This is a genomic window from Microbacterium sp. 18062 (genome assembly GCF_902706225.1).
Taxonomy (GTDB): Bacteria; Actinomycetota; Actinomycetes; order Actinomycetales; family Microbacteriaceae; genus Microbacterium.
On sequence record NZ_CACSKB010000704.1, the window covers coordinates 1 to 379 of the forward strand.

Genomic DNA, 379 nt, shown 5'->3' on the forward strand with positions numbered 1-379 from the left:
GTGCTGCAGTGCAACGGCAAAACCCTGGAGGAAAACTACCGCGAGGCGGCGATTTTAAACGAGCGCGTCATTGCGCAGCGGCACAATGCGCTGCTGGATGACGCCGGAACGATTGTGTTGAAGGGCAACCTTTGCGCCGACGGCGCGGTGATAAAGCCTTCGGCCGCGACGCCGGCGCTGCTCAACCATACCGCGCGAGCGGTCGTTTTCGAGAACATCGAAGATTATAACCGACGCATCAATGACCCGGATCTGGACGTGCGGCCCGACGATATTCTGGTGCTGAAGGGCGTGGGGCCAAAGGGCTATCCGGGCATGCCGGAAGTCGGCAACTTTGGCCTGCCGCTGAAGATCCTGCAGCAGGGCGTGCGCGATATGG

The 379-nt window shown here is 60.9% G+C and carries 1 protein-coding gene; it reads left to right on the top strand.

Annotation, left to right across the window (positions count from 1 at the left end):
* Nucleotides 1-379 (top strand): dihydroxy-acid dehydratase (locus GVL03_RS21925; RefSeq protein WP_200847461.1); only part of this gene is annotated, 379 nt, incomplete at both ends.